The sequence below is a fragment of the Marisediminitalea sp. genome (genome assembly GCF_984433645.1).
In genome coordinates this window covers 1-7,599 of sequence record NZ_CFIDRX010000198.1, presented here as the reverse complement: position 1 = coordinate 7,599, position 7,599 = coordinate 1, and the positions used below count along the sequence as shown (strand labels likewise).

The 7,599-nt window shown below is 48.0% G+C and carries 8 protein-coding genes; 4 read left to right on the top strand and 4 right to left on the bottom strand.

Annotation, left to right across the window (positions count from 1 at the left end; genetic code table 11):
* The coding region (locus AC4MRN_RS18150) for a hypothetical protein (RefSeq protein WP_491204076.1) at positions 1-193 on the top strand (193 nt) is incomplete at its 5' end.
* On the opposite strand, the gene AC4MRN_RS18145 is transcribed toward AC4MRN_RS18150, so the two are convergent.
* Both AC4MRN_RS18145 and AC4MRN_RS18140 read right to left on the bottom strand, forming a co-directional pair.
* Entirely contained in the window at positions 174-890 is a 717-nt protein-coding gene (locus tag AC4MRN_RS18145; protein WP_491204075.1) for an SOS response-associated peptidase family protein, read from the bottom strand. The genes AC4MRN_RS18150 and AC4MRN_RS18145 overlap by 20 nt on opposite strands.
* Positions 875-1,780: a prenyltransferase gene (locus AC4MRN_RS18140; protein WP_491204074.1), complete on the bottom strand. Its 906-nt coding sequence runs from the start codon at positions 1,778-1,780 to the stop codon at positions 875-877. Before AC4MRN_RS18140 ends, AC4MRN_RS18145 begins: the two co-directional genes overlap by 16 nt.
* Before the next feature lie 82 nt (positions 1,781-1,862).
* Here AC4MRN_RS18140 and AC4MRN_RS18135 point away from each other — a divergent pair, with 82 nt between their 5' ends.
* The gene (locus AC4MRN_RS18135) at positions 1,863-3,056 is read left to right on the top strand and encodes a GGDEF domain-containing protein (protein ID WP_073324509.1); all 1,194 of its coding nucleotides are present in this window, start codon (positions 1,863-1,865) and stop codon (positions 3,054-3,056) included.
* A gap of 4 nt (positions 3,057-3,060) precedes the next feature.
* On the opposite strand, the gene rmuC is transcribed toward AC4MRN_RS18135, so the two are convergent.
* Positions 3,061-4,506 (bottom strand): DNA recombination protein RmuC, encoded by a 1,446-nt coding sequence (rmuC, locus tag AC4MRN_RS18130; RefSeq protein ID WP_491204073.1) that lies wholly within the window; start codon positions 4,504-4,506, stop codon positions 3,061-3,063.
* Between the two features lie 121 nt (positions 4,507-4,627).
* Entirely contained in the window at positions 4,628-6,160 is a 1,533-nt protein-coding gene (locus tag AC4MRN_RS18125) for a fumarate hydratase (RefSeq protein ID WP_491204072.1), read from the bottom strand.
* On the opposite strand from AC4MRN_RS18125, the gene AC4MRN_RS18120 reads away from it, so the two are divergent.
* Positions 6,159-6,308, top strand: coding sequence for a hypothetical protein (locus tag AC4MRN_RS18120; RefSeq protein WP_155523169.1), 150 nt, complete (start codon positions 6,159-6,161; stop codon positions 6,306-6,308). The genes AC4MRN_RS18125 and AC4MRN_RS18120 overlap by 2 nt on opposite strands.
* 31 nt (positions 6,309-6,339) lie before the next feature.
* Positions 6,340-7,599, top strand: a 1,260-nt coding sequence (locus AC4MRN_RS18115; protein WP_491204071.1) for an anthranilate synthase component I family protein, incomplete at its 3' end; no start/stop codon positions are given.

The window sequence follows — 7,599 nt, the reverse complement described above, 5'->3', positions numbered from 1 at the left end:
GTGGCAGCCTGGGTTTTGGTTTGATTTTAGGCCTGATGGTTCTGACCTGGCAGCGTGCAGTCAGACGCAAAGCACACTAGTTATAGCCTGTAAAACAAAAGCCCGCTGGCAAATTGCTACGCGGGCTTTTTTATTGCCAATAAGTAAACTGGCATCAACGTCGGTATTAGTTATTAATCAGGCTCAATGGTAAAAGACTCACCTACCGACTGATACAATGACGGCTTATTTATTGGTGTTACCGTAAACCGATGTCGTATGGTGGGTTCAAGCAAATCAGATAGGGTCTCAACCGGATGCGCTGCGCAGTCCAGCCAGCGTTGCAGGCTGTTGTCCTCGGCTGATAACATAAGCGGCGAGGCCTTTTCATGAATGGGCATTAATTTAGGATGAGGAGCCAGTGTAACCACTGAGCAAGAGGTTTCAATAAACGTATTCCCATGCGGATCGCGGCCGTGCCATTCGCGATACAAACCGCCCATCGCAAGCGGCGTGTCTTCACTTGCTATCATGTCGTGATAGGTCATCAATGAACCACGCTTTTGAGACTCACCAAAACCACTTGCCGGGATCACACATCGCTGCTGCCGAAATGCCTGATACCCTGCACTACCGCGTTTGTTCAGTTTGTCGTACCGGGTATTAAACGACGTGTATTTAGACGGCATAAATCGCATAACCGGCCCGCGATGATCGGGCTCCAGCAGTAACCACCATATGGCATTTCGCATTACCGATTTACCGTTGTGCTGCATAACGATACTGACTCGGTCTGTGGCCCGAGTGAAACGCTTTTTGAGCATGCCTTCCTCTGGCCAGAGTGTAATTTCCAACTGATCGCAGAGCGATTTAACGCCCGGGCTGTCGGCTACATTTAACCTGCCACACATAACAACACTCCAAGTAATGCCGGTGTAAGAAGTGTCATCATAACGTTTTGTCCCATGCCTGCCAAAAATGCAGGCGTGGTTTTATTGAAATCTTTTGCCAATGCATAAATGCGCAAGCCAACGACCATAGGGATTGCTGCGCAGTAAACAAACCACGGTACCTCGAGTAACCATAGACCCGTTAACAGGGCCAAAAGCGCAAGTTGCCACTGTACAAAATACACATACGCTGCTGTGCTGTATCCGTGTTGTATTACCAGGTGATTGCGGCCATGCTGCTGGTCTGCTTCAGCATCAGGAAACTGATTTAACAATAAAAGGTTATTGGTTAGTAACGTGGGGACCAGTGCCAGTAACATAACCTCAAACGAATGGGTTCCTCCCAACACAACGAAGCAGCCGTAACTCATTAGAAGACCAAACCCCACGCCTGGGGCTAGCAGACACAAAATCGCATACCGATTAAGTATAGGGGTATAAGCAATCACAATCACAAGGCCAAGTAACCCCATGGTGACGAGTTGAAATGGTTGCGCGGTTGATAAACGCATTATGAGCAAACCAGTCACCGCCGTGGATACAATAAAAAACCAGCCCGTTATTCTGACTGCATTTAACACGTCAGGGTTACTGACTAATGCACCACTGCCACCGCTAAAGGGAGTTCTGGATGTATGGAAATCCAGTTGGGATGCACAATCGTGATATTCATTAAGCATATTCACGGCAATGTGTGCAGACAGACCACACACACAAACAAGGCTAAATATTAACCATGACCAGTCGATATTGAGATAAGTGAGCAGACCAATCGATTGCAACAGGCAACTTACGACCAGAAGCAGAAACGGCGGGCGCATCGTCTGAAAAACCGCACTAACGGTTCGCATTCTATTCTCCTTTAAACACGATTCGGCACGTTTTCACTAAATTCAACTATACTCGAGCTGTAGTAGTGCCATAAGGTTTATCATGGACAGTTATCTTTCGACCAGTATTGATCTAAGCAAAGTAAATATCTTAATTGCTGTATTTTTTTGTTTATGCTGGTTGGTGATTGCGAAACCCCTTCGGCTGTATTATCAAAGTAGCATCCGATTTTCAGCGGCAAATGGATTTTTTGCGTTGTCGCTGGTACTTGGTGCACAACAATATGCCTTTGCAGACGCAAACCTCTGGGTTGTAGCAGACCTCACGCTGTTAATCACATTGGTCATGTACAACCTGGCGTTACGCCATTTGTTAGTCCTGCCCTCAGATCCAGGCGTTATTCGTTGGCTTACATTAGGGGCTGCCAGTCTCGCTGTATTACATATCTTAGGCGTAGTTTCGGCCAATTATACCTCGCTAACCCTGTTGCTCATGGCGTTGTTTATGCTCATTACTACGGCATGGATGAAGTACCGCGCGCTTGCTACTGCGTTTAATAATGGCATTGGCGCTATTCTGAGTATTTCAGATATGTCACTGGTGCTTATTGTCGCAATAAAAAGTGTGATGTGGATGGTTGATCAACGTGAGGATGTAATTGCAATACCCTTGTCTTCCAAGAACAGCCCAACCCTGATGTGGGTCTATATCTTACTCATCATATTCATCAATGTGACGGCCGTTGGTACCACTGTCTCTCGATTGATCATCAGAATGAAGCATTTGGCTGAACACGATCAGCTCACCGGGTTACTCAACCGTCGTGCATTTGAGGTCAAACTGTACGACTATTTTGCGCTCTACCAACGTTACAATATGCCCTTTAGTATTGTGATGCTCGATATTGATCACTTCAAAAAAATAAATGACAGGTATGGTCACGCATCGGGCGACGAAGCCATAGTAAATACGGCACGCATATTTAAGTCATCTGTCAGGCAGACAGACATTGTGGCCAGATTCGGCGGGGAAGAATTTATTATTTTATTGCCGGGGCAAAACGCAACGGACGCGTTAGAGGTCGCCAACAAAATCGGCCATGCTATTCGCACGACTGCATGGCGGGAAGACACGCCACCGCTTACGGTAAGTGCGGGCTGTGCAGATGTTACTATGGTGAACAGCCAGGATAAATTGCTTACCCTGGCCGATGACGCTTTATATCAGGCGAAACGAAATGGGCGTGATCAATGTGTTATTGCGACGCCTGTTAAGCCAATGGCAGCACAGGCATAGCCACTTATTCGTCTGCGCTATCTTCGTCGTTCATGGCTTCACTGGCGAGGCGCTTACTGGGTTGAACTCCCAGTTGTCTAAACTGCTCAACCTGGCGAAGAATGTTCCCTCTACCCGACGACAGTTTATTTAAGGCCGCATCGTAGTGTTTTTGCGTGGCCTCAACGGACTTACCAATTTTCTCCATATCACCCACAAACCCCGCAAACTTGTCGTACAGTTTGGCAGCGTGCTGAGCAATTTTTTGTGCATTCTGATTTTGGTATTCGTACTGCCAGATATTATTGATAGTGCGCAAAGCTACCAGCAAGTTCGTCGGTGATACCAGCATGATATTTTGATTGAGCGCAAGAGTAACAAGCTCCGGATCCGCATCTACTGCCAACAGAAACGCGGGTTCCACCGGTATAAACATCAACACATAATCCAGGGTTTTCAGGGCTTCCAGCTCCTGATAATCCTTTGCGCCTAACGTTTTGATGTGCGTACGGATCGAGTTAACGTGCTCTTTCAAATAACGCGCACGCTCATCTTCGTCATCACTGTTGAAGTAGCGCTCGTATGCAGCCAAACTGACTTTGGCATCAATAATAACGTCTTTGTCATTCGGTAAATGCACGACGACGTCCGGCTGTTGTAGCTTGCCGTGTTCATTTCGCACAGAGACCTGGGTTTCAAATTCATGGCCTTCCCGCAATCCTGATTCTTTCAGTATGCGCTCAAGCACCACTTCTCCCCAGTTACCTTGCTGCTTGTTGTCGCCTTTTAACGCACGTGTTAATGCTGCTGCATCTTCGGTAATCTGTTGATTCAGCGCCTTTAAGCCTAAAATTTCCGTTTTTAGGGACGCTCGCTCCTGACCTTCTTTGACATACTGATCAGTGACTTGCTTTTTAAAGCCTTCAATCTGGTCTTTCAACGGGGTTAATAAGGCATCCAAACGCGATTTACTTTCAGTCGTGAAGCTCTCAGCTTTTTGCGTGAAGATCTTATTCGCCAGATTTTCGAACTGTTCCTGTAAGCGTTTTTCTGCACTTTGCAGTGCTTCCAGCTTCTCTGCATGTCCTTTTCTGGCTTCGTCAAACGCAGCTTGTCGCGCTTCGCTGAGTGATTTTAACTCTGTATATTCCAGCTGGAGCGTTTTAAGTTCTTGCTGCAATGACGTGCGCTGTTGCTGCAGTTCCGGTGCCAATGCCGCTTTAGAGGCATAGTCCTGATTTTGGGTTTGCAATAACTGCGCTTGTTGCTTGTATTCGGTTAGCTGCGCCTGCACTGCAGATAAACTGGCCTCTGCCTGTTGCTGAACCTGTTCAAAACGTTGTTGGAGTAAGTCATTGTCTGATTGGGCTTGCTGCGCATGATTTCGCCCTTTTAAGTGACCAATAATCACGCCAAGCAGCAGTGCGGCTAATCCAATACCAGAGTTGAGTATGATTTCGATGTGTTCCATTTCACCTGTCGTAAAAAAAGAACGGGTATCACTGCAGCGCAAACGCCTCAGGTACCCGTTATTGTTCGGAGCACTGCCGGTTTATTGTTACCGGCAGTGTTAACCCTTTATAATCACTGCTTTATTTAGCAGACAGCGCTTTGTCCAGATCGGCAATTTTTGCTTTCCAGATTGCCGGGCCAGTTTGGTGTGCGTTTGCACCCGTGCTATCTACTGCAACAGTCACAGGCATGTCTTCTACTTCGAATTCGTAAATAGCTTCCATACCCAAATCTTCAAATGCAACGACGCGCGCTTTCTTAATGGCTTTAGACACCAAATACGCTGCACCACCGACGGCCATTAAGTAAACCGATTGGTGTTTTGCAATAGAGTCAACCGTTGCCGGACCACGCTCTGCTTTACCGATCATGCCGGCAATACCGGTTTTTTCCAGCATCATGTCGGTGAATTTGTCCATACGTGTTGCCGTCGTCGGACCCGCAGGGCCAACCACTTCATCGCCAACCGCATCAACCGGGCCTACGTAGTAAATGAACTTACCGTTAAAATCTACGCCTTTTGGCAGGCCTTCACCATTTTCCAGCATGGTTTGAATACGCTTGTGCGCGGCATCACGGCCTGTCAGCATTTTACCTGACAACAGCACGGTTTCGCCTACTTTCCATTCCTTGATCTCTTCTTTAGTGACTTCGTCCATGTTCACGCGACGGGTGTTTTCGCCTACTTCCCAGGTCACTTCCGGCCATTCTTCCAGCTTCGGCGCTTTAAGGTCGGCTGGGCCGCTGCCATCTAAATAAAAGTGTGCGTGACGTGTTGCGGCACAGTTAGGGATCATGGCAACCGGCTTAGACGCCGCGTGAGTAGGCACAGATTTGATTTTCACGTCAACGACTGTGGTTAATCCACCCAAGCCTTGTGCGCCGATACCCAAATCGTTAACGCGTTTGAAGATCTCCAGGCGCAGTTTTTCATCGGTCGTTTCAGGGCCGCGTTCCATTAATTCCTGGATGTCTACCGGGTCCATCAGGCTTTCTTTGGCCAGAACAGCTGCTTTTTCTGCCGTACCGCCAATGCCCAGGCCTAACATGCCTGGCGGACACCAACCGGCACCCATGGTCGGTAAGGTTTTCACTACCCATTCAACGATGTCGTCACTTGGGTTGAGCATAACCATTTTTGATTTATTTTCTGAACCGCCGCCTTTAGCCGCGATCATGACTTCAATTTTGTCGCCTGGCACCATATCAATATGCACAACAGCAGGCGTGTTGTCTTTGGTGTTCTTACGCGCGCCGGCAGGATCGGCCACAATAGAGGCACGTAACGGGTTATCCGGATTCATGTAAGCACGGCGGGTTCCCTCATCAACCATTTGCTGAACGGTCATGTCGGTCTTGTCCCAGCTCACTGCCATACCGATTTTTACGAAACAGGTAACAATACCGGTGTCCTGACACAGCGGGCGTTTCCCTTCTGCTGACATACGCGAATTGATTAAGATCTGCGCCATGGCGTCTTTCGCTGCCTGGCTCTCTTCTTTCAAATACGCTTTTTCAACAGCTTTAACGTAATCTAGTGGGTGATAGTAGGATATGAATTGCAATGCATCTTCGATGCTGTCAATAAAGTCTTGTTGACGGATTACGGTCATGGCGTCCTCTTATTTTGTGGGCTCACATAGTCATCTAGACGAAGAATCCGTATACTACCGCATGTCGACAGGCTGCACCAATAAAACCATGTCCGACTTTGGTGTGTATAAACAGCCAAACGGTGCATTCTGGCACTGGTTCTATTGATGTTGTAACGGTAACCATCCTAATCAAAACTATGACAAATCCGATTCACTTTACGCCCAGCAGTTTACGCATTACTCCTCTTACCGTTCCGGAACACGTAACGGTGCAGGCATTATTTGGGGCCATGGCATCCCTGCCCTGGTCACAGTTACTGGACTCGGGTGGCAGTACCGCCAGTAAGAGCCGATTCGATATTCTGGTGTGGAGCCCAGCCGTAACCTTGTCGTGTAAAGACGGAAAGACCGTTATCGAGGATCGTCGTGAAGCCGAAACGGCCACTTACAGCGTTTCAGAATCCCCCATTGACGCAGCGATTGCGCTAACTTCGTCGTTTGAAAACTCAATAGATGCGGGTGCCTTGGAGGCGTACAATGGTTTACCGTTTGTGTTAGGCATGGCCGGCTTTATCAGCTACGACTATGGCCGCTACCTTGAACAATTGCCTGACACCAATCCGAATGAATACGCCTGCCCTGACTTTGCTGCGGGTTTGTACGATCGAGCCATCATTTACGACAACCAGGCCAGACAGTTTTACTACTGTTGCCTGGATTACGTGGAAGCATTTAACGTTGAAGCGCTACTAGAGACAGCGCAAAGCACGCATTTTGCACTAACCAGTGACTGGCAGAGTAATTTATCGAAACAAGCGTATTTAACCGGGCTGGAACAAATTCATGATTATCTGGTCGCCGGTGATTGTTATCAGGTAAATTTTGCTCAGCGTTTTAGCGCGAAATATCAAGGAAATGCCTGGGCCGCCTACAAGCGTTTGGCACAAGCCAATGAGGCGCCCTTTTCTGCGTATATTCAGTTACCGGAATGCAGCGTTATTAGTGTGTCGCCGGAGCGATTCATACAGTGTAAAGACGGCCAAATTGAAACTAAGCCAATAAAAGGCACGCGGCCAAGATTTAGCGATGCGGATCAGGATGTAGCCAGTGCTAACGCTTTGTTAAGTGCAGAAAAAGATCGGGCCGAAAACCTGATGATTGTGGACCTGTTGCGTAATGATATCAGTAAGCACAGTGTGCCAGGCTCGGTAAAAGTCCCTGAGTTATTCAGCCTGGAAAGCTACCCGGCGGTGCATCATATGGTGAGTAAGATACAAAGCCAGTTGCTGCCTGACAGCCACCCGCTGGAATTACTGGCAGCTTGTTTCCCTGGCGGGTCCATCACTGGCGCGCCAAAAATACGCGCAATGGAAGTCATTGAAGAGCTAGAGCCCAGTCGCCGGGCCATTTATTGCGGCAGTGTTTTCTATCTGGGCATTCGACGCGATCTCGATTCC

What these genes read in the sequence shown, in the direction of transcription:
- AC4MRN_RS18135 (WP_073324509.1), top strand. Translation starts at nt 1,863, where the DNA reads ATGGACAGTTATCTTTCGACCAGTATTGATCTAAGCAAAGTAAATATC.
- AC4MRN_RS18125 (WP_491204072.1), bottom strand. Translation starts at nt 6,160, where the DNA reads ATGACCGTAATCCGTCAACAAGACTTTATTGACAGCATCGAAGATGCA.
- rmuC (WP_491204073.1), bottom strand. Translation starts at nt 4,506, where the DNA reads ATGGAACACATCGAAATCATACTCAACTCTGGTATTGGATTAGCCGCA.
- AC4MRN_RS18120 (WP_155523169.1), top strand. Translation starts at nt 6,159, where the DNA reads ATGGCGTCCTCTTATTTTGTGGGCTCACATAGTCATCTAGACGAAGAA.
- AC4MRN_RS18140 (WP_491204074.1), bottom strand. Translation starts at nt 1,780, where the DNA reads ATGCGAACCGTTAGTGCGGTTTTTCAGACGATGCGCCCGCCGTTTCTG.
- AC4MRN_RS18145 (WP_491204075.1), bottom strand. Translation starts at nt 890, where the DNA reads ATGTGTGGCAGGTTAAATGTAGCCGACAGCCCGGGCGTTAAATCGCTC.